This window comes from Kitasatospora sp. NPDC001119 (genome assembly GCF_053598475.1).
This window is the reverse complement of the sequence record NZ_JBSFKI010000039.1, coordinates 62,303-86,290: the sequence shown is the minus strand read 5'-3', so window position 1 is coordinate 86,290 and position 23,988 is coordinate 62,303. Positions and strand designations below refer to the sequence as shown.

The 23,988-nt window shown below is 75.2% G+C and carries 1 protein-coding gene; it reads right to left on the bottom strand.

Features of this window, described 5'->3' with window-relative positions:
• Positions 1 to 3: 3 nt before the first annotated feature.
• Positions 4 to 23,937: a non-ribosomal peptide synthase/polyketide synthase gene (locus tag ACWDD9_RS35090; protein ID WP_449813883.1), complete on the bottom strand. Its 23,934-nt coding sequence runs from the start codon at positions 23,935 to 23,937 to the stop codon at positions 4 to 6.
• Between the last annotated feature and the right edge of the window lie 51 nt (positions 23,938 to 23,988).

Genomic DNA, 23,988 nt, shown 5'->3' with positions numbered 1-23,988 from the left:
GGGTCAGTCCTCCTGGTGGGAAAGGGTGGTGGTGCCGTCGGTGTCACCGACGGCCTCGGTGATCCTCGCGGCCAGGACCGGTCCGATCTGGGCCAGCGAGCCGGCCTGGGTCATCCGGTCGTGCCGGGTGGTGATCTCGTGGGACTCGATCCGGCCGGTGACGTAGGGGCGCCAGGTCTCGGGCCCGGCGTTGTCCTCGGCGCGGTCGATCGTGGAGTTGAACAGCAGCAGGTCTCCGTCGAAGTCGCCGGGGACGAAGTCGACCGCCAGCTTCGAGTTGTTGATCATGATCTCGACGATCACCTCGACCTGCCGCTCGGTCAGGCCGGCCAGCGCGCTGCCCCGCCGGTTCAGCACCTCGGCGACCTCGGCGTAGGTGATCTCCCGGTCGCCCAGCTCGTCCGGGTCGACGTCGAGCACGCCGACGAGCACGTCCCGCACGGTGGGCACCGGAGCCACCTCGAACCGCACCTCCTTCACCGGGTAGGCGTCGAGGATCGCCAGCAGTGCGGTCCGTTCGCCGCGCGACTGCAGCTCGCAGGCGAGCGCGTGGGCGATCAGCCCGCCGGCGGACCAGCCGAGGAGCAGGTACGGGCCCTCCGGCTGGATCTTCTGGATCTGGTCGGCGTAGTCCGCCGCCATCTCCTCGTAGGAGGCCGGCAGGGGTTCGGGCCGGCCGAGGCCGCGCGCCTGGATGGCGTAGACCGGGTGCTGCGGGCCGAGGTGGTTCAGCAGGCCGCTGTACGACCAGCTGATGCCGCCGCCGGGGTGGACGCAGAACAGCGGCGTCCCGGTCCCGGTCGAGCGCAGCGGCAGCACCACGTCCAACGCGTCCTCGGGGTCGTCCATGAGCAGGCGCTCGGTGAGACCGGCCACGGTCGGCGCCTCGAACAGCATCCGCAGGCCCAACTCCAGGCCGAGGGTCTCGCGGACCCGGGAGGCCAGCCGGGCGGCCAGCAGCGAGTGCCCGCCCAGGTCGAAGAAGTTGTCGTCGATGCCCACCTGCTCCCGGCCGAGCACCTCGGCGACGAGGCCGCACAGCAGCTGCTCCTGCGGCGTCCGGGGGCCGCGCCCGGCGGTCGAGGACCCGTACTCGGGGGCGGGCAGGGCGGCCCGGTCGAGCTTGCCGTTGGCGGTCAGCGGCAGCGCGTCCACGGTGACGAACGCCGCCGGCACCATGTAGTCGGGCAGGTCGCGGCGCAGCCGGCCGGACAGCTCGCCCGCCTCGGGCGCCCCCTCCGGGGCGGGCACCAGGTAGGCGACCAGCCGCTTGTCGCCCGGCCGGTCCTCGCGGGCGACGACGGCCGCCTGGGCGACGCCCGGGCAGCCCGCCAGGACGGCCTCGATCTCGCCGGGCTCGATCCGCAGGCCGCGCAGCTTGACCTGGTGGTCGGCGCGTCCGGCGAAGTCCAGCGTGCCGTCGGTCCGCCAGGAGGCGAGGTCGCCGGTGCGGTACATCCGGCTGCCGGACGGCCCGTACGGGTCGGCGGTGAAGCGCTCCGCCGTCAGGCCGGCCCGTCCGAGGTAGCCGCGGGCCACGCCCGTCCCCGCGAGGTACAGCTCGCCGACCATGCCGGTCGGCACCGGGCGCAGCCGCTCGTCGAGCACGTAGGCGCGCATGTTCGCCATCGGCCGGCCGATCGGCACGGTCGCGGCGTGTTCGGGGAGGTCGTCCACCGGGTGCCGGGTGGCCAGGGTGGTGGCCTCGGTGGGCCCGTAGCCGTTGACCACCTCGATGCCGGGGCAGGCCTCCCGCACCCGGGCGACGGCGGCCGGGGAGACCACGTCGCCGCCGGTCCACACCTCGCGGACCCCGGCGAGCAGGCCCGGGCGCTCCTCGGCGACCAGGCGGAACAGTCCGGCCGTGAGCCACAGTCCGGTCACCCCGTGCGCGGTGATCGTGTGCTGGAGCAGGTCGAGGTCGAGCTGCTCCGGCGGCGCGACCACGACCCGGCCGCCGTTGAGCAGCGGCACCCACAGCTCGTAGGTGGAGAGGTCGAAGGCCGTCGGGGAGTGCATCAGCACCCGCGCGTGTCCGCCGCCCCGCCATTCGGGGGTGAGCGCGAGGCCCACCACGTCGCGGTGGGTGACGGCCACGCCCTTCGGCCGGCCGGTCGAGCCGGAGGTGTACATGATGTACGCCAACTGCTCCGGCGCACAGGGGACTTCGACGTCGGACGGATCGGCGGCCGCGGACCGCTCCAGTGCGGTGAGCACCTCCCGGGTGAGCACCAGGGCGGCCTCGCTCTCCCGCAGGATCAGGTCGACCCGGGAGGAGGGGAAGCGCGGGTCGAGCGGCACGTAGGCGCCGCCGGCCTTGATGATCGCCAGGATCGCCACGACCAGCTCCGCCGAGCGGTCCAGCATGACCGCGACCGGCGTCTCCGGCCGTACGCCCTGGCGGATCAGCGCCCGCGCCAGGCGGCCGGCCCGCTGGTCGAGCTGCGCGTAGGTCAGCTCGGTGCCGCCCGCGACGACCGCGACCGCCTCCGGGGTGGCCCGCACCTGGCGGGCGAACAGCTCCGGCACCGCGGCCTCCGGCAGCTCGGCCGCGACACCGGTGGACCCGGCGAGCAGTCGGCGGCGCTCCTCGGCGGGCATGATGTCGATCCGGCTGATCGGCCGGTCCGGATCGGCGACCGCCGCGCGCAGCAGCCGGGCCAGGCGCTCGAACAGCAGCTCCACGGTGGGCGCGTCGAACAGGTCGGTGGCGTACTCCACCGCGCCGACCAGGCCGTCGGGGGCGCCGTCCGGGCCGAACCGCTCGGCCAGGCTGAAGGTCAGGTCGACCCGGGAGGTGCCGGTCGGCGCCGCCAGGTGGCCGGTCTCCAGCCCCGGCAGCGCGAACTCGCCGACCGGCGCGTTCTGCAGGGCCAGCATGATCTGGAACAGCGGGTGGTGGGCCAGCGACCGCGCGGGGTTGACCACCTCGACCAGGTACTCGAACGGCACGTCCTGGTGGTCGTACGCGCCGAGCGCCTTCTGCCGGACCCGGCCGAGCAGTTCGGCGAAGGACGGGTCGCCGCCGGTGTCGGTGCGCAGCACCAGGGTGTTGACGAAGAACCCCACCAGCTCGTCCAGCGCCTGGTCGGTCCGGCCGGCGATCGGGCTGCCGACCGGGATGTCGGTGCCGGCGCCGAGCCGGGTGAGCAGGGCCGCGAGTCCGGCCTGGAGCACCATGAACATGCTGGCGCCGCGCGCGGCGGCCAGGTCCCGCAGGGCCTGGTGCAGTTCGGCGTCGAGCCGGACCGCGACCCCGTCGCCGCGTTGGGAGGCCACCGGCGGCCGCGGCCGGTCGGCGGGCAGCTGAAGTTGCTGCGGGACGCCGGCCAGCTCCTCCTTCCAGTAGGCCAGTTGCCGGGCGAACAGGCTGTCCGGGTCGGCGGCGTCGCCGAGCAGGTCGCGCTGCCAGGCGCTGTAGTCGGCGTACTGCACCGGCAGCGGGGACCACCGCGGGGCCTCACCGCGGCAGCGGGCCGCGTAGGCCGCGGCGAGGTCACCGGAGAGCGGGCCCATCGACCAGCCGTCGGCGGCGATGTGGTGCACCACGACCAGCAGGGCGTGCCGATCGGGGGCGAGCGCGTACAGCTCCGCCCGGACCGGCGGCTCCGCGGCCAGGTCGAAGCCGCACCCGGCCGTCTCCGCCAGGCGCCCGGCCAGGGCGCTCTCGTCGATCTCCACCACCGGCAGTGCGGGGCGCGCCTGCTCGGCGCTCAGCACGACCTGGTACGGCACGCCGTCCGTCTCGCGGAACACCGTCCGCAGGCTCTCGTGCCGGGCGACCACGTCCGCGAGCGCGGCGTGCAGCGCCGGGCGGTCCAGCTCGCCGGTCAGGCTGAGCGCGAGCGGCATGTTGTAGGTGGCGCTCGGCCCGTCCATCCGGTGCAGGAACCAGAGCCGGCGCTGGGCGAAGGAGAGCGGCACCCGGTCGGGGCGGGCCTGGGCGGTCAGCGCGGGCCGCGCCGCTCCGGAGCCGTCCAGGCGGGCGGCCAGCCCGGCCACGGTCGGGGTCTCGAACAGCGTCCGGACCTCCAGCTCCGCGCCGAGGGTCGCCCGGACCCGGGAGGCCAGTCGGGTCGCCAGCAGGGAGTGCCCGCCCAGGTCGAAGAAGCCGTCGTCGACGCCGACCGCGGGCAGGCCCAGCACCTCGGCGAACAGCTCGGCGAGGAGCTGCTCCTGCGGGGTGCGCGGCGCCCGTCCGACCGCGACCGGGCCGAGGTCGGGGGCGGGCAGAGCACGGCGGTCGAGCTTGCCGTTGGCCGTCAGGGGCAGCGCCTCCAGCGCCACGAACGCCGAGGGGACCAGGTAGTCGGGCAGCCGGTCCCGCAGCCAGTCGCGGAGTTCGCCCAGGAGGGCGCTGGTGCCCCGGTTTCCGGTCGGGCGGTTGGTCAGCGAGGACAGCGGCGCACCCGTGGCCCGGGCCGGCCGGTACGCCTCGACCGGGGAGCCGTGGAGCGCCCGGGGGTCGGTGAAGACGACGTCCACGGCGTCCGCCGCGGTGGCCGACCAGGTGACGGCCGTCGAGCGGCCGAACTCCGAGCCGAGGGCGTGGAAGTCCTCCGGGTCGGGCAGGTCGGCGTCCTCCGGGGCGTGCAGGCGTTCCAGCAGCTCGGCGAGCGAGCCGTCGCCGTCCTGCACCGCCCGGGCCAGTGCGGCCTCCCGCGCCACCCGGCTGTTCGGCACCCCGGTGATCCGCAGCGCTCCGAGGGGCGACTGGCCGAGCAGCTCGCGCAGTTCGGCCGGTCCGGCGACCTGCCGGCCCCAGGCCAGTTCGACGGACCGCTCCGGGGCCGCCGGGGTGACCGGCGGCTTGTGCAGCGTCACGTCGTAGCGGTAGCGGGTCAGCTCGTTGTGGTGGCGGCCGCGCTTGACCTCGACGACCGCCGTGCCGATGTCCGTACCGTGCTCCCGCAGGGCGGTGAAGAAGTCCGGGTCGACCAGGAGCTCCTTCTCCACCCGCAAGGCCTGCTCCACCGTGCGGCGCACCGACGTGAGGTCGGCGGCCTCGGCGGCCCGGTGGAGCTGGACGGCGGTGGCCAGCGGGCGCAGCAGCCGCAGGTTGCGGACGTCGCCGACGAAGAGCGCGCCGCCGGGGGCCAGCAGCCCCATCAGCTTCCCGATCACGTCGGCGAGGTAGTCGGCGGACGGGAAGTACTGCACCACCGAGTTGATCACGATGGTGTCGAACTCCCCGGCCGGGAGCCCGTCGGTGTCGTGCGCCGGGCGGGTCTGCAGGACGACCCGGCCGGCCAGCTCCTCCTGGCCGGCCACCTGGGCGGCCAGCGCGTCGATCGCGGTGGCGGAGAAGTCGGTCGCGAAGTACGTCTCGCAGTGCGGTGCGACCTGCGACAGGAGCAGGCCGGTGCCGACGCCGACCTCCAGCACCCGGCGGGGGCGCAGGGCCAGGATGCGGGCCACCGTGGCGTCCCGCCACTCCCGCATCTGCTCGACCGGAATCGGGCTGGCGTCGTAACTGCTGTTCCAGCCCACGAAGTTCTGGCCGAAGCCGGCGTCCTCGGGAACGATCGGCAGGGCGTCGTAGATATCCTGCCACTCGCCCACGTGGTCCGCTTCCAGGGCGCTGTCGCGGGCCTCCTCCTGGCGGGGGACGACGTAGCCGATGAGCCGGTCGTCCTGGGCGAGGACGGCGGCCCGGGCGACGGCGGGGTGCTCGGCCAGGGCCGTCTCGACCTCGCCGGGCTCGACCCGGAAGCCGCGCACCTTCACCTGCTCGTCGGCGCGGCCGACGTACTCCAACTGCTCGTCACCGAGCCAGCGGACCAGGTCGCCGGTGCGGTACATCCGCTCCCCCGGCTCGAACGGGCAGGCCACGAACCGGCCCGCCGTCAGGCCCGGCCGGTCCAGGTAACCCCGGGCCAGACCCGCACCGGTGACGTACAGTTCGCCGGGCACGCCGGGCGGCACCGGCCGCAGCCGGTCGTCCAGCACGTACACCCGGGCGTTGGCGATCGGCCGGCCGATCGGCGGCACGCCCGCTCCCGCCGTCAGCGGGTCGCTCATCGTCGCGCAGACCGTCGTCTCCGTCGGGCCGTACGCGTTGATCATCCGCCGGCCCGGCGCCCAGCGCGCGACCAGCTCCGGCGGGCAGGCCTCACCCGCCACCACCAGCGTCGACACCGCCACCGAGCCCTCCGGCACGGCGGCCAGGACGGACGGCGGCACGGTCACATGGGTGACCGCGAGGCCCGGGTCGGCCAGCGCGGCGACCGGGTCCCCCGCCGGGGGCAGCACCAGGGCCGCGCCGCGCAGCAGGGCGGTGTAGATCTCCGACACCGACGCGTCGAAGCTCGGCGAGGCGAACTGCAGCACCCGGCTGCCGGGTTCGATCGCGAACCGCTCGATCTGGGCGGCGACCAGGCTCGCCACACCGCCGTGGGGAACCACGACGCCCTTGGGGCGGCCGGTCGAACCCGAGGTGTAGATCACGTACGCCGGATTCCGGACGTCGAGAGCGACCTCCGGGTCGGTCTCCGGCCCGTCGCCCCCGGCCACCACGGCGGGGTCGTCGACCAGCAGCGCCGGGCGGGCGTCCGCCAACATGAAGTCGATCCGCGCCCGCGGGTACGCCGGATCCACCGGCAGGTACGCCGCCCCGGCCTTCAGCACGCCCAGGACGGCGACCACGGCTTCCACCGAGCGCGGCAGCGCCACCGCCACCAGTTGCTCCGGGCCCACCCCCTGGGAGATCAGCGAGTGCGCGAACCGATTGGCCCGGGCGTTCAATTGACGATACGTCAGTTCAATGTCGCCCCGGACGAGGGCGACCGCATCCGGTGTCGCCGCCACCTGCGCCGCGAAGGCCAGCGGCACCGGAACCGCGGCCACCTCACGGGCGGTCGCGTTGCCGCGCTCCAGCAGCCGGTGCCGCTCCTCGCCGTCGAGGAGGTCGACCGCGCCGATCGACCGGTCCGGGTCGGCGGTGACGGCCTCCAGCAGGAGCGTCCAGCGCCGTACCAGGGCCTCGACCGTCGAGCGGTCGAACAGGTCGGTGGCGTACTCCGCCGCGCCGACGATCCCGGCCGGGCTCCCGTCCGGACCGAACCGCTCGACGAGGCTCACCCCGAGGTCGAACTTGGCCGTTCCGGTGGCCACCGCGTAGGTGGCCACCTCCAGGCCCGGCAGCGAGAACCGGCCCATCGGGGCGTTCTGCACGGCCAGGATGGTCTGGAACAGCGGGTGGTGCGACAGCGACCGGGACGGGTTCAGCACCTCCACCAGGTGCTCGAACGGCACGTCCTGGTGGGCGTACGCCGACAGCGCCGCCTCCCGCACCCGCCCGAGCAGTTCGGTGAAGCTCGGATCACCACTGGTGTCCGTCCGCAGCACCAGCGTGTTCACGAAGAACCCGACCAGCTCGTCCAGCGCCTCGTCGGTACGACCCGCGATCGGCGAACCGATCGGGATGTCCGTACCCGCGCCGAGCCGCGTGTACAGCGCCGCCAGCGCCGCCTGCAGCACCATGAACAGGCTGGTGCCGGTGGTCCGCGCCAACTCGGTCAGCGCGGCGTGCAGTTCAGGGCTCAGCTCCAGGCCGACGTGGTCCCCGTGCCAGCCGGCGACGGCCGGCCGCGGCCGGTCGGCGGGCAGCTGGAGCAGCTCCGGCAGGTCGGACAGCTGGCGCTTCCAGTAGTCGAGCTGCTCGGCGAACCGGCTCTGCGGGTCGGCGGCGTCGCCGAGCAGGTCGCGCTGCCAGAGCGTGTAGTCGGCGTACTGCACCGGCAGCTCCGACCAACCGGGCGCGCGGCCCACGCTCCGGGCGGCGTACGCCTCGGCGAGGTCGCGGGCCAGCGGGCCGGTGGACCAGCCGTCACCGGCGATGTGGTGCATCACCAGCAGCAGCACGTGCTCGTCCGGCGCGACCGCGAACAGCTCCGCCCGCAGCGGCGGCTCCGCCGCCAGGTCGAAGGGCCGCCGGGCGAACTCGGCGAGCCGGCCGTGCAGTTCGTCCTGCGGGACCTCGGTCAGCCCGGCCCGGGGCCGGGCCTCGGCCGGGTCCAGGACCCGCTGGCACGGGACGCCGTCCACCTCCGGGAACACCGTCCGCAGGCTCTCGTGCCGGGCCGCCACGTCGGCCAGCGCCTCGTCCAGCGCCGCCCGGTCGAGCGTCCCGGTCAGCTGGAGGGCCAGCGGGATGTGGTACGTCGCGGCCGCGCCGTCCATCCGGTGCAGGAACCAGAGCCGGCGCTGGGCGAAGGACAGCGGTACGGCCTCCGGCCGCTCCCGTACGGCCAGCGTCGGGCGGGCACTGCCCGCCTCGGCCAGCGCCCCGGCCAGGCCCGCCACCGTGGACGTCTGGAACAGCGTGCGCAGCCCCAGCTCCACGCCGAGCACCGAGCGCACCCTGGCGGCCAGCCGGGTGGCGAGCAGGGAGTGCCCGCCGAGGTCGAAGAAGTCCTCGTCGACCCCGACCTGCGGCCGGCCCAGCACCTCGGCGAACAGCTCGCAGAGGATCTGCTCCTGCGGGGTGCGCGGCGCCCGGCCCGCCTCCGTGGGCACGGACTCGGGCGCGGGCAGCGCCGCCCGGTCCAGCTTCCCGTTCGGCGTCAGCGGCAGCACGTCCAGCAGCACGAAGGCGGACGGCACCAGGTAGTCCGGCAGCCGCTCGCGCAGGTGCGCCGCCAGCTCCGCCGGACGGGCGGAAGCGCCGGGCCTCGGGACGACGTAGCCGACGAGGCGCTCGTCCCGGGCCAGGACCGCCGACTGCGCGACGACGGGGTGCCCGGCCAGGGCCGCCTCGATCTCGCCGAGTTCGATCCGGAAGCCGCGCACCTTCACCTGGTCGTCGGCGCGGCCGACGTACTCCAACTCGCCGTCGGCGCGCCGAAGCACCAGGTCTCCGGTGCGGTACATCCGGGCGCCCGGCTCGAACGGGCAGGCCACGAACCGCCCGGCCGTCAGGCCCGACCGGTCCAGGTAACCCCGGGCCAGACCCGGACCGGCGACGTACAACTCCCCCTGCACACCCGGCGGCACCAGGCGCAGCCGGTCGTCCAGCACGTAGACCCGGAAGCCCGCGACCGCACGGCCGATCGGCGGTGCACCCGCTCCCGGCGCCAGCGGGTCGCTCATCGTCGCGCAGACCGTCGTCTCGGTCGGGCCGTACGCGTTGATCATCCGTCGGCCGGGCGCCCAGCGCGCCACCAGCTCCGGCGGGCAGGCCTCCCCCGCCACCACCAGCGTGCCGACCGTGACCTCGGCACCGTCCACGGCCGCCAGGGCCGAGGGCGGCAGGGTCACATGGGTGACGCCGAGCCGGCGGTCCGTCAGCGACTCCAGCGGCGCGTCAGCCGAGGCCAGGACGAGGGCGGCGCCGCTGAGCAGGGCGCTGCAGACGTCCCAGAACGACGCGTCGAAGCTGGGCGAGGCGAACTGCAGCACCCGGCTGCCCGGCCCGACGCCGAGGCGCTCGACCTGCGCCGCCGCGAGTCCCGACACACCGCCGTGGCTGACCACGACGCCCTTGGGGCGCCCGGTCGAACCCGAGGTGTAGATCACGTACGCCGGGTGCCGGACGTCGAGAACGACCTCCGGGTCGGTCTCCGGCCAGTCGCCCCCGACCACCATGGCGGCATCGTCGACCACCAGCACCGGCCGGGCGTCCGCCAGCATGAAGTCGATCCGCGCCCGCGGGTACGCCGGGTCCACCGGCAGATACGCCGCCCCCGCCTTCAGCACACCGAGGACCGCCACCACCGACTCCACCGAGCGCGGCAGCGCCACCGCCACCAGCCGCTCAGGGCCCACGCCCCGGGCGATCAGCGCGTGAGCGAACCGGTTCGCCCGGACGTTCAGCTCCCGGTACGTCAACTCGGCCTCGCCGCAGACCAGCGCGACCGCGTCCGGCGCCGCCGCCACCCGCGCCGCGAACAGCTCCGGCAGGCTCGCCCCGGCCGCCCCGCCGCCGACGGCGGGCAGCAGCTCGTGCCGCTCCTCGGCCGACAGCAGGTCGATCCCGCCGATCGGCTGCTCGGGTGCGGCGGCCACCGCGGTCAGCAGCCTGGTCCAGCGGGCGACCAGGGCCTCGACCGTTGAGCGGTCGAACAGGTCGGTGCTGTACTCGACCGCACCGCTGAGCCCGGCCGGCGCGCCGTCGGGCCCGTGCTCCTCCGCGAACCCGAAGGTCAGGTCGAGCCGCGCTGTCCCGGTGAGGACGTTCACCCCGGAGACCCGGACGCCCGGCAGCTCGAAGTCGCCGCCCGGCGCGTTCTGCACGACCAGCCCGGTCTGGTACAGCGGGTGGTGGGAGAGCGAGCGGGACGGGTTCAGCGCCTCCACCAGGTGCTCGAAGGGCACGTCCTGGTGCGCGTACGCCGACAGCGCCGTCTCCCGGACCCGGCCGAGCAGTTCGGTGAAGCTCGGGTCGCCGCTGGTGTCCGTCCGCAGCACCAGGGTGTTGATGAAGAACCCGACCAGCTCGTCCAGCGCCTCGTCGGTCCGGCCCGCGATCGGCGAGCCGATCGGGATGTCCGTGCCCGCGCCCAGCCGGGTGTACAGCGCCGCCAGCGCGGCCTGCAGCACCATGAACAGGGTCGCACCCGAGCGTCGCGCCAACTCCACCAGTGCCGCGTGCAGTTCGGCGTCGATCCGGACGTCCAGCAGGTCGCCGCCGTACGACATGGCGGCCGGGCGCGGCCGGTCCGCGGGCAGCGGGAGCTGCTCGGGCAGCCCGGCCAGCGTCTCCTTCCAGTAGGCGACCTGGCGGGCGAACAGGCTGTCGGCGTCGTGCTCGTCGCCGAGGATCTCGTGCTGCCACAGGGTGTAGTCGCCGTACGTGACCGGCAGCGGCGGCCAGGCCGGCGCCCCGCCGCCCTGGCGGGTGGTGTAGGCGGTCGCCAGGTCGCGGGCCAGCGGGCCCATCGACCAGCCGTCCCCGACGATGTGGTGCATGACCAGCAGCAGCACGTGCTCGTCCGGCGCGACCGCGAACAGCTCGGCCCGCAGCGGCACTTCCGAGGTCAGGTCGAAGCCGCGCACCGCGGCCTCGCGCAGCAGCGCGGGCACCTCCGCCTCGCCGGCCGCGCGGACGGTCAGCGGGACGGCGGCCTCGGTGCTGTCCAGCACGCGCTGGAACGGGATCCCGGCGGTCTGCGGGAAGACCGTGCGCAGCGTCTCGTGCCGGGCCACCACGTCGGCGAGCGCGGCGCTCAGCGCGGCCCGGTCGAGGCGGCCGGACAGCCGCAGGGCCAGCGGCATGTGGTACGTGGCGCTGGGCGCCCCGAACTGCTGGAGGAACCAGAGCCGGCGCTGGGCGAAGGACAGCGGCAGCGGTTCCTCCCGGCGCGGCCTGGGCACCAGCGCCTGCCGCGCGGTGCCGGCGTCGTGCAGCCCGGCGGCCAGCCCGGCGGCTGTCGGGGTCCGGAACAGGCTGCGCAGCTCCAGCTCGACCCCGAGGGTCGCCCGGACCCGGGATACCAGCCGGGTGGCGAGCAGGGAGTGCCCGCCCAGCGCGAAGAAGTCCTCGTCGACCCCGACCCGGGCCAGGCCCAGCACCTCGGCGAACAGCTCGCACAGGATCTGCTCCTGCGGCGTGCGCGGCGCCCGGCCCGTCTCCCTGGCCGTGGCCTCGGGCGCGGGCAGCGCCGCCCGGTCCAGCTTCCCGTTCGGCGTCAGCGGCAGCGCGTCGAGCAGCATGAACGCGGACGGCACCAGGTAGTCCGGCACCCGGCCGCGCAGGTACGCCGTCAGCGCCGCCGCGGTCGCCCCGCTCCCGGCCGACGGGACGACGTACGCGACGATCCGGTCCTCGCGGGCGAGCACCGCGACCTGGGCGACGCCCGGGTGGGCGGTCAGCTCGGCCTCGATCTCGCCGGGTTCGACCCGGAAGCCGCGCACCTTCACCTGGTGGTCGACCCGGCCGGCGAACTCCAGCTCCCCGTCGGCCCGCCAGCGCACCAGGTCACCGGTGCGGTACATCCGGCTGCCCGCCGGACCGTACGGGTCGGCGACGAAGCGTCCGGCGGTGAGCCCGGGCCGGTTCAGGTAGCCCCGGGCCAGGCCCGCCCCGGCCAGGTACAGCTCGCCCAGCACCCCGGGAGAGACCGGGCGAAGGGCCGAATCCAGCACGTAGACGCGGCAGTTGGCGATCGGACGGCCGATCGGCACCGGCAGCGGGCAGTCCGCCGGGTCGGCCGGCAGCGGGTAGGCGGTGATCACATGGGTCTCGGCGGGGCCGTAGTGGTTGTGCAGCACCCGGCCGGGCCGACGACCCTGGAAGCGGCGCACCGCACCGCTCAGGCGCATCGCCTCACCGGCCTGGGCGACCAGCCGCAGGTGCGGCAGCTCCAGTCCGGCCTCCTCGGCGGCCTCGGCGAGCGCCTCGACCACCAGATTGGGCGCGAACAGCTCCTCGACCTCGTGCCGGTCCAGCCAGTGGGCGAACAGCTCGGCGCTGCGGCGCTGCTCCTCCGTCGGCACCACCAGGGTCTTGCCGTACAGCAGCGCGGAGAGCATCTCCTGCACCGAGACGTCGAAGCTGATCGCGGTGAACTGCGCGGTGCGCGTGCCGGGTCCGCCGCCGACGGCCTCGTGGTGCCACTCCAGCAGGTTCAGCAGCCCGGCGGCGGGCATCACCACGGCCTTGGGCCGGCCGGTGGAGCCCGAGGTGTAGATGACGTACGCCGGGTACCGTGCGTCCGCGGTGACGACGGGGTCGGTCTCCGGGTGGTCCCCGTCCGGTGCGACGGCCGCGAGGTCGTCGAGCACGACGGTCGGCCGGGCGTCCTCCAGCATGTACGCGATGCGGGCGGCCGGGTAGTCCGGGTCGACCGGCAGGTACGCCGCGCCCGTCTTGAGGACCGCGAGGACGGCGACCACCAGCTCGGCCGAGCGCGGCAGCCGCAGGGCGACGGTCTGCTCCGGCCCGACGCCCCGCGCGATCAGCGCGTGCGCCAGCCGGTTGGCCCGGGCGTTCAGCTCGCCGTACGTGAGCACGGCCTCCTCGAACACCACGGCCGGAGCTTCCGGGGTCGCCCGGACCCGCGCCTCGAACAGCGCGGGCAGGCTCTCGACGGGCACCGGGCGGGCGGTGTCGTTGCGGGCGACCAGCAGCTCCCGGCGCTCCTCGGCGGTGAGGACGTCGATCCGGCTCAGCGGCCGGTCCGGCTCGGCGACCACCGCCGCCAGCAGCCGCAGCCACCGGGCGAGCAGCGTCTCCACCGTGGCGTGGTCGAACAGGTCGGTGCTGTACTCGACCCGCCCGACGATGCCCTCGGCCGGCCCGCCGGTGCCGCCGTGCTCCAGCAGGTGGAACCCTAGGTCGAACATCGCGGTGGGCGTGCGCACCAGGAGGATCTCGGAGTCCAGACCGTCCAGCGCGAACTCGGTGCGGGGCACGTTCTGCAGCGCGAGCAGCACCTGGAACAGCGGCTGGCGGGTGAGCGACCGGGCCGGGTTGAGGGCCTCGACGACGTGCTCGAAGGGCAGGTCCTGGTGGGCGTACGAGCCGAGCGCACCCTCCCGGACCCGGGCCAGCAGCTCGACGAAGGTCGGGTCGCCGCTGGTGTCGGTGCGCAGCACCAGGGTGTTGACGAAGAAGCCGACGAGGTCGTCCAGCGCCTGGTCGGTCCGGCCCGCGATCAGGCTGCCGACCGGGATGTCGTCGCCCGCGCCGAGCTTGTCCAGCAACGAGGCCAGGGCGGCCTGCAGCACCATGTAGACGCTGGCGCCGTGCTCCCGGCCCAACCGGACCAGTCCGGCGTGCAGTTCGGCGTCCAGTTCGATCGCGAGGTGGCCGCCGGCGTAGGAGGGGGTCGCGGGGCGGTGGCGGTCGGCGGGGAGCCGGAGCTGCTCCGGCAGGCCGGCCAGTGTCCGCGTCCAGTAGTCCGCCTGGCGGGCGAACAGGCTGTCCGGGTCCGCCGCGTCGCCGAGCAGGTCGCGCTGCCAGAGCGTGTAGTCGGCGTACTGCACGGGCAGCGGCGCCCACCGCGGCTCCTCGCCCCGGCGGCGGGCCGCGTACGCGGTGGCCAGGTCGGCCGCCAGCGGGCCCAGCGACCAGCCGTCACCGGCGATGTGGTGGATCACCAGGAGCAGCACGTGCTCCTCCGCCGAGAGCTCGAACACCTCGGCGCGCAGCGGCGGTTCGGCCGCGAGGTCGAATCCGCGCGCCGCTGCCGCCGCCAGCCGTTCCGGCAGGGCCGGTTCGTCGACCGGGGTGACCGACAGCGTCGGGCGTGCCGCTCCGGCGGGCAGCACCTGCTGGTGCGGAACCCCGTCCACGGCCGGGAAGACGGTGCGCAGGGTCTCGTGCCGGGCACTGACGTCGCCCAGCGCCGCCTCCAGGGCCGCCAGGTCCAGCGGTCCCGAGAGCCGCCATGCGAGCGGCATGTTGTAGACGGAGTCGGCGCCCTCCAGCTGGCGCAGGAACCACAGCCTCCGCTGGGCGGACGACAGCGGCACCAGCGCGGGCCGCTCCGCCCGCTCCAAGGCGAGCCGGGCCCGGCCGGCCCCGCCGAGGCCGGCGGCCAGCCCGGCCACCGTCGGCGTCTCGAAGAGGGCGCGCAGCTCCAGTTCCACCCCGAGGGCGGCCCGCGCCCGGGCGACCAGCCGGGTGGCGAGCAGGGAGTGCCCGCCGAGGTCGAAGAAGTCGTCGTCGGCCCCGACCTCGGCCACGCCCAGCATCTCGGCGAACAGCTCCGCGAGGACCTGCTCCTGCGGGGTGCGCGGGGCCCTTCCGGTCCCCGACGCGGTGTGGACGGGTGCGGGCAGCGCGCGCCGGTCCAGCTTGCCGGTGGCGGTCAGCGGCAGGCTCCCCAGGGGCACGAAGGCGGTCGGGACCATGTACTCCGGCAGTCGCTCGCGCAGGTGTGCCCGCAGCTCCTCCGACCGGAGTTCCGCCCCGGTGACGGCCACCGGGTAGGCGACCAGCCGCGCGTCCCCGGCCCGGTCCTCCCGGACCGTCACGGCGACCTGGGCGACCTGCGGGTGTTCCGCCAACGCCGCCTCGACCTCGCCGAGTTCGATCCGGAAGCCGCGCACCTTGACCTGGTCGTCGGTCCGGCCGAGGAACTCCAGGTTCCGGTCGGCGCCCCAGCGGACCAGGTCGCCGGTGCGGTACATGCGCGTGCCGCTCGGACCGAACGGGTCCGCCACGAAGCGGCCGGCGGTGAGGCCCGGCCGGTTCAGGTAGCCGCGGGCCAGGCCCGCCCCGGCGAGGTACAGCTCGCCCGCCACGCCCGCGGGCACCGGGCGCAGCGTGCTGTCGAGGACGTACAGCCGGAGGCCCCCGAGCGGCCGGCCGATCACCGGGCGCGGACTCGATCCCAGCGGTGCGACGACGGCGTCCACCGTGCATTCGGACGGCCCGTAGTAGTTCAGGCAGGACACGCCCTCGACGGCCCGCAGCCGCTCCCACAGTCGGTCCGGAACGGCCTCCCCGCCCATCGAGACCACCGAGGGACGGCGCTCCGGGTCGTCCAGGAGTCCCCGGGCGACGAGCTCGTGCAGGTAGGACGGGGTGGCGTTGACGTAGTCCAGCCCGGCGCGCCTGACGTAGTCGACGAAGGCGTCCGGGTCGGACCAGGTCGCCTCGTCCAGGACGTGCAGTTCGTGGCCCGCGTACAGGCTGGACAGCTGGTCGCAGGAGGCGTCGAACGACACCGAGGTGGTCAGCCCGATGCGCAGCCGCTCCTTCGTCCCCCGGGGGAACAGCAGCGGACGCTGGCTGACGAAGAGGTTGAGCAGGCCGCCGTGGGTCGACAGCACGCCCTTGGGCCTGCCGGTGGAACCGGAGGTGTAGATCACGTAGGCCGGGTGCCCCGGGTCGATGGCGACCAGCGGGTCCGTCGCCGGGCAGTCGGCCACCAGGGCGGCCGTGGCCGGGTCGTCGAGCACCAGCCACCCGGCCGGACCGGCTTCCGGCAGCCCGTCCCGGGTCCGGGCGTCGGTCACCACCAGGACCGGGCCTGCGTCGTCCAGCATGTGCCCTATCCGCGCGGCCGGGTACTCGGGATCGACCGGGACGTAGGCCGCCCCGGTCCGCAGCACGGCGAGGATCGCCACGACCAGTTCGGCCGACCTCGGCAGGGCGACCGCCACCAGCCGCTCCGGCCCCGCGCCCCGGGCGATCAGGGCGTGCGCCAGCCGGTTCGCCCGCGCGTCCAGCTCCTCGTACGTCAGCGAGACGTCCCCGCTCACCAGCGCCACCTGGTCCGGCGTCGCCCGCACCTGCGCCCGGAACAGCTCCGGCACGCTCGCGGCCGGGAGCTCCACCTCCGGTCCGGTGCCCAGGACCGCCAGGTCGCCGTGCTCCTCGGCGGAGAGCAGGCCGTACCGGCTGAGCCGCCGCCGCGGGTCGGCGACCACGGCGCGGAGCAGCCGCTCCAGGCGCCCGAACATGGTCTCGACGGTGGCCGGGTCGTAGAGGTCGCCGGCGTACTCGACGAGCCCGTCGATCCCCTCCGGGGAACCGTCCGGCGCCTGCCGCTCGGACAGGGTGAAGATCAGGTCGAGCTTGGCGGTGGTCGTCGTCAACGGCATGTCGTCGACGTTCAGCCCGGGCGGCACGAAGTCGGCCCGGGGCGCGTTCTGCAGCACCAGCATGACCTGGAACAGCGGGTGGTGCGCCAGCGAGCGCACCGGGTTGAGGGCCTCGACCAGGTGCTCGAACGGCAGGTCCTGGTGGGCGTACCCGGCCAGCGAGGTGTCCCGGACCCGGTCCAGCAGTTCGGCGAAGGTCGGATCGCCCGAGGTGTCGGTGCGGAAGACCAGGGTGTTGACGAAGTAGCCGACCAGCTCGTCCAGCGCCTGGTCGGTCCGGCCGGCGACCGGGCTGCCGACCGGGATGTCGTCGCCCGCGCCGAGCTTGCTCAGCAGCGCCGCCAGGCCGGCCTGGAGGACCATGAAGAGACTGGTGCCGTGCTCGCGGGCGAGCGCGCGCAGCGCACGGTGCAGTTCGGCGTCCAGTCCGGTGTGCACGAAACCGCCCCGGTGCGAGGCGGCCGCCGGGCGGGGCCGGTCGGCGGGCAGCTGGATCCGCTCCGGGAGGCCGGCCAACTGCCGTGTCCAGTAGGCCGCCTGGCGGGCGAACGGACTGTCCGGGTCGGTGGACTCGCCGAGCAGCTCGTGCTGCCACAGGGTGTAGTCGGCGTACTGGACCGGCAGGCCCTCCCACCGCGGTGCCTCGCCGCGGCAGCGCGCCGCGTAGGCGGCGGTCAGGTCCTGCGAGAGCGGGCCCAGCGACCAGCCGTCACCCGCGATGTGGTGGAGCACCAGCTGGAACACGTGCTCGTCCGGCGCCAGTTCGAACAGCTCGACCCGCAGCGGCGCGTCGGCCGCCAGGTCGAACGGCCGGTCCTTCGCCGCCGCCATCAGGGTGGGCAGCCCGGCCTCCGTGGCTCGGCTCACGAGCAGCCGCGGGCGGGCCGCCACGACGTCCAGCACCCGCTGGTGCGGGACGCCGTCGACGGCCGGGAAGACGGTCCGCAGGCTCTCGTGCCGTCCGACCACGTCCGCGAGGGCGGCCTCCAGGGCCCGCCGGTCCAGCTCCCCGGACAGCCGCCAGGCCAGCGCGATGTGGTAGTTCGCGCCGGCGCCCTCCAGCTGGTGCAGGAACCAGAGCCGCCGCTGCGCGAAGGACAGCGGGACCGCCTCGGGGCGCTCGCGCCGCACCAGGGCGGTCTGCGCCGGTCCGGCCGCCACCAGGGCGGCGGCCAGGGCGGCCGGGGTCGGCGCCTCGAACAGGGTGCGCAGCGGCATCTCCACGCCGAGCGTCGCGCGGATCCGGGCGGCCAGGCGGGTGGCGAGCAGGGAGTGCCCGCCGAGGTCGAAGAAGCCGTCCTCGACGCCGGCCGACGCCACGCCCAGGACCTCGGCGAACAGCTCGCAGAGCACCTGCTCCTGCGGGGTGCGCGGGGCGCGGCCGGCCGACGCCGGGGCGAGGTCGGGGGCGGGCAGAGCCCGGTGGTCCAGCTTGCCGTTGGCGGTCAGCGGCAGCGCGTCCAGCTCGACGAACGCCGAGGGCACCATGTGCTCCGGCAGCCGCTCGGAGAGGTGCTCGCGCAACTCGGCCGAGCGCGGGGCCGTCTCGGCGGCCGGCACCACGTAGGCGACCAGCCGGGTGTCGTCGGCGCGGTCCTGCCGGGCGAGGACGGCGACCTGGCCGACGCCGGGGTGTGCGGCCAGCGCCGCCTCGATCTCGCCGAGTTCGATCCGGAAGCCGCGCACCTTCACCTGCTGGTCGGCCCGGCCGACGTAGCTCAGGCCGCCGTCGGCCGCGCGGCGCACCACGTCGCCGCTGCGGTACATCCGCGACCCGGCCGGTCCGAACGGGTCCGCGACGAACCGTCCGGCGGTCAGGCCGGGCCGGTTCAGGTAGCCGCGCGCCAGGCCGGGGCCCGCGACGTACAGCTCGCCGGGCACGCCCGGGGCCACCGGCCGCAGGCCGTCGTCGAGCACGTACGTCCGCAGGTCCGGGAGGGCCGCGCCGATCCCGCCGGCGCCGGTGCCGGCGGGGTCGAGCGCGGCGTGGGTGACGTGCACGGTGGTCTCGGTGATGCCGTACATGTTGACCAGCCGCGGCGCGTCCTCCGGGTGCCGCTCGTACCAGCTCGCGAGCCGGGCGTGCTCCAGCGCCTCGCCGCCGAACACCACGGTGCGCAGGGCGAGTTCACGCGGCTGCTCGGCGTCCGCCTGCATCAGCTGGTAGAAGGCGGACGGCGTCTGGTTGAGGACGGTCACCCGCTCGCGGGCGAGGAGCTCCAGGAACCGGCCGGGCGAGCGGCTGGTCTCGTGGTCCACGACCACGAGTCGGCCGCCGTGCAGCAGCGGGCCCCACAGCTCCCAGACGGAGAAGTCGAAGGCGTAGGAGTGGAAGAGCGTCCAGACGTCCTCGGCGGTGAAGCCGAACAGCTCCTCCGTCGTCCGGAACAGGCGCACCACGTTGCGGTGCGGGACCACGACGCCCTTGGGGTTGCCGGTGGAGCCGGAGGTGTGGATGACGTAGGCGGCGTGGCCGGGGTCGACGGCGACCCCCGGGTCGGTGTCCGGCCGCCCGTCCAGGTCGGCGGAGTCCAGCAGCAGCCGGTCCAGGTGGTCCGCCCCCGGCAGCTCGCCGACAGCGCTCGTGGTGACGAGCAGCGCGGGCCGGGTGTCCTGGAGCAGGTAGGAGATCCGGGCCGCCGGGTACGTCGGGTCCACCGGCACGTAGGCGCCGCCGGCCTTGAGCACCGCGAGGACGGCCACGACCAGCTCCGCCGAGCGCGGCAGGGCCAGGGCCACCAGCTGCTCCGGGCCCACGCCCCGCTCGATGAGCGCGTGCGCGAGCCGGTTGGCTCGGGCGTTCAACTCGCCGTAGGAGAAGGTTGCTTCACCGTCCGTGAGGGCCACGGCGGCCGGGTCGGTCCGGACCTGCCGCTCGAAGAGCGCGGTCAGACTGCCTTCCGGCGCGGCCTCCTCGGTACGGGCCGGGAGCAGCGCGCGGAGCTCGTCGGCGGACAGCACGTCCACCCGGCCGATCCGTCGGCCCGGGTCGGCGACGACGGCGCGCAGCAGCCGCAGCCACCGGTCGACGATGCCCGCCGCGGTGGCCTCGTCGAACAGGTCGGTGCTGTACTCCAGGACGCCCGAGAGGCCCTCGGGCTGTTCGGCCAGGATGAAGGTCAGGTCGCACTTGGCCGTCCCGGTGTGCACCAGGTCGGTCGTCACCCGCAGCCCGGGCAGGTCGACGGTGTCGAGCGGCGCGTTCTGCAGGGCGAGCATGGTCTGGAACAGCGGGTGGTGCGCCAGGGTCCGGGTCGGGTTCAGCGCCTCCACCAGGTGCTCGAACGGCAGGTCCTGGTGGGCGTACGCGGCCAGCGCGTCGGAGCGCACCCGGCCCAGCAGTTCGGTGAAGGACGGGTCTCCGGACAGGTCGGTGCGCAGCACCAGGGTGTTGACGAAGAAGCCGACCAGGTCGTCCAGGGCCTCGTCGGTGCGGCCGGCGATCGGGGTGCCGATCGGGACGTCGCTTCCGGCGCCGAGCTTGCCGAGCAGGGCGGCCAGCCCGGCCTGGAGCACCATGAACAGGCTGGCGCCGCCGTCGCGGGCGAGGTCGCGCAGGCCCTGGTGCAGCTCGGCGTCGATCCGCACCGGCAGGTGGGCGCCCCGGTAGGACATCACCGCCGGACGGGGCCGGTCGAAGGGCAGCTCCACCTGCTCGGGCAGGTCCGCCAACCGCTCCCGCCAGTAGGCGAGCTGGCCGCTCAGCAGGCTGTCCGGGTCGGCGCCGTCGCCGAGCAGCTCCCGCTGCCAGAGGGCGTAGTCGGCGTACTGGACGGGCAGTGGCGACCACTGCGGCTTCGCACCCTCGGTGCGGGCCGCGTAGGCGGTCCGCAGGTCCCGCAGGAGCGGCCCCGCAGACCAGCCGTCACCGGCGATGTGGTGCACCACCAGCAGCAGCACGTGCTCCTCGCCGCCGAGCCGGAAGAGCTCGGCGCGCAGCGGCGGCTCCTCGGCGAGCTCGAAGCCGTACCGCGCCGCCTCTCCCAGCAGGTCCGGCAGCTCGCGCCCGCCGGCCTCGGTGACCCGCAGCCGCGGCCGGGCCTCGTCGGCCTCCAGCACCCGCTGGCACGGCACGCCGTCGACCACCGGGAAGACGGTGCGCAGGCTCTCGTGCCGCTCGACCAGGTCCGCCAGGGCGGCGTCCAGGGCACGCTGGTCGAGGGTTCCGCCGAGCCGCAGGGTGAGCGGGATGTTGTACGTGGCGCTCGGGCCCTCCATGCGGTGCAGGAACCACAGCCGGCGCTGCGCGAAGGACAGCGGGACGGCCGCGGGCCGCTCGCGCCGCCCCAGCGCCGGGCGGGCCCGGCCCGCGACGTCCACCGCCGCGGCCAGTCCCGCCACCGTCGGCGCGTCGAACAGGTCGCGCAGCCCCAGCTCCACGCCCAGCACCGACCGGGCCCGGGCGACCAGCCGGGTGGCCAGCAGGGAGTGCCCGCCGAGGTCGAAGAAGTCGTCGTCGGCGCCGGCCTCCGGCACGCCGAGCACCTCGGCGAACAGTCCGGCGAGCAGCTGCTCGGTCGCGGTGCGCGGTGCGCGGCCCCGGTCGGCGGACTGCCGGTCGGGCGCGGGGAGGGCCCGCCGGTCGAGCTTGCCGTTCGGCGTCAGGGGCAGGGCGTCCAGCAGCACGAAGGCCGAGGGCACCATGTGCTTGGGCAGCCGCTCCCGGAGGTGCTCGCGCAGCGCGGTGTCGGTGACCGTGGCGCCGGGCTCGGCGACGGCGTAGGCGACCAGCCGGGGCTCGTCCTCGGTGCGCACCACGGCGGCGGCCCCGGCGACCAGCGGGTGCTCGGCGAGGACGGCCTCGACCTCGCCGAGCTCCACCCGGAAGCCGCGGACCTTGACCTGGTCGTCGGTGCGCCCGAGGAACTCCAACTGCCCCCCGGCGTTCCAGCGCACCAGGTCGCCGGTGCGGTACATGCGCGAGCCGGCCGGACCGTGCGGATCGGCGACGAACCGTCCGGCGGTGAGGCCCGGCCGGTTCAGGTAGCCGCGGGCCAGACCGGGCCCGGCGATGTACAGCTCGCCGGGCGTGCCGGCCGGCAGCGGCCGCAGGGCGCCGTCGAGCACGTGGAGCCGGACGTTGGTGGCGGGCCGGCCGATGACCGGGAGCGGGCTCGACCCCACGGAGGCGACCACCGGGTTGACGGTGCACTCGGACGGTCCGTAGAGGTTGAGGCAGGACACCCCGTCCGCCGCCCGCAGTTCCGCCCACAGCCGCTCCGGGACGGCCTCGCCGCCGGCCGCGACCAGTGCCGGGCGCCGGTTCCCGTCGCCCAGGAGCCCGTGGGCGACCAGGACCTGGAGGTAGGACGGGGTGGCTTCGACGTAGTCCAGCCCGTGGCGCGCCGCGTAGCCGACGAAGGCGTCGGGATCGGTCCAGGTCTCGTGGTCCAGGACGTACAGCTCGTGGCCCGCGAACAGGGCGAGCAACTGGTTCCACGAGGCGTCGAAGGACACCGACGTCGTCAGGGCCACCCGCCGCCGCGGCCGGTCGCCCGTCACCGGCGGGAGGTGGACCTGCCGGAGGTCGGTGAGCAGGTTGAGCAGGCCGCCGTGGGTCGGCGCCACGCCCTTGGGCCGGCCGGTGGAGCCGGAGGTGTGGATGACGTACGCCGGGTGGCCCGGGTCGACGGCCGCCATCGGGTCGGCCGGCGACTGGCCGTTCACCAGGTCGGCCGTCGCCGGGTCGTCGAGGACCAGCCGGTCGACGGAGCCCTCCCCCGGCAGCCGCCCCGCGCTGAGGGTGTCGGTCACCACCAGGGCCGGGCGGGCGTCGTCGAGCAGGTGGGCGATCCGGGCGGCCGGGTACTCGGGATCGACCGGGACGTAGGCCGCCCCGGTCTTCAGCACCGCGAGAATCGCCACGACCAGCTCGGCCGACCTCGGCAGCGCCACCGCCACCAACCGCTCCGGCCCGGCGCCCCGGGCGATCAGGGCGTGCGCCAGCCGGTTCGCCCGCGCGTCCAGCTCCCCGTACGTCAGCGACGCTTCCGGCCCCACCACCGCGACGGCGTCCGGCGTGGCCCGCGCGTGCTTGCGGAACAGCTCCGGCAGGGTCTCGGCCGGGACTTCCGCCGTCGGCCCGGTACCGAGGGCGGCCACCTCGCGGTGCTCCTCGGCGGTGAGCAGGTCGATCCGGGCCAGCGGCTCGTCCGGGTCGCAGTCCGCGACGGCGTCGAGCAGGGCGATCAGCCGCTGCTGGTGGGCGGCGAGGTCGTCCGCGCCGTACGCCTCGGGCGAGCCGTGCAGCCTGAGCAGCGGCGGGTTGCCGTCCCGGTAGTCGAACAGCCAGACGGCCAGGTCGCTGGTCGACCCCGACACGAAGTGGTGCACGGAGGCGGGGTGCCCGGCGAAGGTCGGCCGGGAGTTGAACGCCATGATGTTGACGATCAGCGGGAACGCCGTCCCGATGCTGCCGGGGGCCCCGAGGTCCCGCAGCAGGTCCTCGCTCCGGTACCGCTCGTGCGCGACGGCCGCCTCGACCTCCCGCGCCGCCTGGGCGACGAGGTCGCCCCACGGCATGTCCGGTCGTACGGTCAGCCGCAGGGGCACCACGTTGGACATCGTGCCGGGCACCGCCGTCAGGTCGCGGTCGGCGGACCGGCGGGCCGTGACGGGGAGGGCGAGCACCACGTCCCGCGTTCCGGTCAGCCGGTGCGCGTAGAGCGCCGCCGCCGCGACCACCAGGCGGGACCAGCGGACGCCGGTCCTCGCCGCCGCGGCGCGCAGCGCGTCCGGGCGCCGCAGTTCCCGCTCCTCGGCCAGCCGCAGCGCGCGGTCCGGGTCGGTCGGGGCCGTGCGGGTCAGCCGGGTCGGTTCCGGCCGGTCGGCGAATCGTTCCGTCCAGTAGTCGCGGTCGGCGGTGAAGTCCGCCGACGCGCGGTAGGCGGCGTCGCTGTCGACCAGGTCCCGCAGCGGGCCGAACGGGGACGGCGGCACCGGGCCGCCGTCGGCCAGCGCCGAGTACACCTCGCCGACCCGCCCGCGGACCATCGAGCTGCTGATCGCGTCCAGCACCACGTGGTGGTAGTTCAGGTACCAGAGGTACTCGGTCGGCGACAGCCGGATCAGCGCGTGGCCGAACAGCGGGTCGCGCGCGAGGTCCAGCGGGCGCAGCAGGTCCCGCTCCATCCACTCCAGGGCCGCCGCACGGGGTTCTGGCTCCCCGCTGAGGTCCAGGTGGGCCGGTGCCCAGTCCCAGGTCTCGCGGAGGACCTGGCGCGGGCCCTCGCCGTCGTCGACGAAGGTCACGTGCAGGGCGTCGACCTCGTCGACCACCCGGCGCAGCGCCGTCTCGAACAGCCCGGCGTCGACCGGCCCGTGGATCTCCAGGCACTCGCCGACGCGGTAGCCGGGGATCGGTGTACGGGAGCGCTGTTCGGCGAGCCAGATCTCGCGCTGGGCCCCGGTCAGGGGAAGGACGTCGCCGTCGCGACGGGACATGGGAAGACCTCCGGAAGAGTGTGGGCGGGCAGGCGCGCAGGACGCGCCGAC